General features: G+C 35.5%; 1 protein-coding gene and 2 pseudogenes. 2 read left to right on the top strand and 1 reads right to left on the bottom strand.

Annotated elements, in window-relative coordinates; all coding sequences use genetic code 11:
* Positions 1-123: 123 nt before the first annotated feature.
* Complete coding sequence (locus EDC17_RS16690; RefSeq protein ID WP_132779357.1) at positions 124-879, bottom strand: IS4 family transposase; 756 nt, start codon at positions 877-879, stop codon at positions 124-126.
* Positions 880-1,072: 193 nt separating this feature from the next.
* Here EDC17_RS16690 and EDC17_RS16685 point away from each other — a divergent pair.
* Together EDC17_RS16685 and EDC17_RS17740 are read left to right on the top strand one after the other, a co-directional pair.
* A pseudogene (locus EDC17_RS16685) lies at positions 1,073-1,981 on the top strand (IS982 family transposase).
* Positions 1,982-2,171: 190 nt separating this feature from the next.
* Positions 2,172-2,268 (top strand): annotated as a pseudogene (locus EDC17_RS17740) (IS982 family transposase); the annotation flags it as partial.

Here is a 2,268-nt window from a genome sequence, read left to right as displayed (position 1 = left end):
AAAGAAGTAAATTTGTCATGCTTAAACACTAAATACGAACCCAATGTTGGGTGGATATGCCTGGAATGACTGGGTGCACATCACCGGAATATACAGATGAATGTGTTCTTCGCATAAAACACCCTACTCATCGTTCAGTAAGTCTTGTTGGAATAGAACTTCCTGGACCTGATAAACTGCATTTTTCTTCAATCTACAAACGAAATTTACTTGTTGTGCTGTCCATCTTGCAAATTGTAGATAATGGTTGTAAGCTCTGTCAAAAACAATCATGCTATGAGCAGCTAAATTTAGATATTGCAGAAAATTCTTGTCGTGAAGTTTCGCCTCACTTATTTTAACAAATTCTGGTGTGTCACTATGCGCATCAATCATCATGTGAACTTTCAGTCCCCCTTTCTTTTTTCCCTCATTCTTTGGGTTTCGTCCTACTCCCTTCATAATGTCTGAAAATAACCTGATCGTACTGCTATCGAAGATGAAAAGTTTCGAAAAAGATACATTATCAATCCGGCTGACCGACAAAGTTTCTTTAAAATGAGTCAGTAGCATGAAGTAAACATCCTTAAAGAATTCGTTATCGCGGCCACGCAGACCGTCGCCAGCAGTACTCTTAGCAGGTGATTTTTCCATACGCAAATGATTAAGCTTGCCTGCCATAGCCTGCATTCCGTCACAGATTTCGCCCATAGAATCACAGCGACTAAAGATTCCAAATAGCATCGTCGTGAGATGCGTCCAGGAGTCAAAGGTCTTGTAATAGCGGTCTGACTTATGTTTGCTTACAAGCAGGTCAAACTTATTGCGGGGAATAAATTTCAATATTTGTTTGAATATTGCCTGACCGACTAAATTCTTTTCTGTATTTTTAGCACTCATATTTTTGATTTGTGGTAAAACCAAAATATGAAAAAAGGAGCTAACTCAATCGAGATGGCTCCTGTTTTTTTTAAAACGACTATTTTAATTGAATTTTAGTCGGTTAGTAGTGATATTATTTTAACTAAAAAAGGCTTGATTTTTGTATATAATTAGTTGATAATCAAATTATTGCAAATACAAGCCAAGCCTTATGTTGAGAGATAAAGTTATAGAAATTTTCGTAAAAGTGGATGATTTTTGCATTGAAATCCAACCTATTCTTGAAGAAAAGCTTTTAGAAGACAGAAAAATCGGTAAACGCAATAGAAAAGCTAGTCTTTGTGAGAGTGAAATGATCAGCTTAATGGTCCTTTTTCATTTGGGTCAATTCAGCAATTTGAAGTCTTTTTATGTGCATTATGCATTGCCCCATCTCAAGGATCTTTTCCCTGGATTAACCTCTTATAATAGGTTTGTCGAGCTTCAACCAAGGTGTGCTCTGACCTTTATGCTTTTTGTAAAGATGTGCTGTCTAGGCAAGAGTGGGGGTATTAATTTTATTGACTCTACGCATATCAAGGTGTGCCACAACAGAAGGATACACCAAAATAAAGTTTTCAGAGATACTGCTGAACGGGGTCAGTGTTCCATCGGTTGGTTCTAGGGTTTCAAACTACACCTAATCATCAATGATAAAGGAGAAATATTGTCTTTTTACCTTACTAAGGGCAATGTGGATGACAGAAATCTAAAACATATGATGAATATGACCAAGGATATTTTTGGTAAACTATATGGGGATAAGGGGTATATTTCAAAAGCAATGGCGGATATACTCTGGGGAAATGGAATACAGATGGTGACCAAACCTAGAAAAAATATGAAAGGAGTGAACTTAAGTCAAACCGATAAAATAATGCTTCGAAAAAGAGCAATCATTGAATGTGTAAATGATGAACTAAAGAACATTTGCAAGCTACAGCATACTAGACACAGGTCGGTAAACAACTTCTTGTTAAATATTTTAGGAGCTTTGGCAGCTTATGCTTTTTTTCCTAAAAAGCCTTCTTTAAACATTCAGTTTGAACAGCAACAAAATCAATTATTCCTTGCTGCTTAAACCGAACTCACGTTTTTAGTGTTTTTTTCAAAGTTCTTGCAAAACTCATCAACTATGCAGAAAATATCGGTAACTTTATCGTATGTAATCATGGTTTGGTATATTGTTAAATATTTGAATTTCAGATACTTAAATATAAACATTTATCACCATGATTGCAATTTTAAATAGAATTAATAATCGAATTCAGGTTAAAAACTTCATCATTGGGAAGGCTTCAAGACGACCAGCAACCATGTCAAATAGTGAGATCATTAGTATCCTACTATTATTTCAGATTAGTGGCT

The organism is Sphingobacterium alimentarium (genome assembly GCF_004342685.1).
GTDB lineage: Bacteria > Bacteroidota > Bacteroidia > Sphingobacteriales > Sphingobacteriaceae > Sphingobacterium > Sphingobacterium alimentarium.
This window is presented reverse-complemented; position numbering and strand designations above follow the sequence as displayed.

Coding starts and splice junctions, on each gene's coding strand:
- EDC17_RS16690 (WP_132779357.1), bottom strand. CDS start 879: ATGAGTGCTAAAAATACAGAAAAGAATTTAGTCGGTCAGGCAATATTC.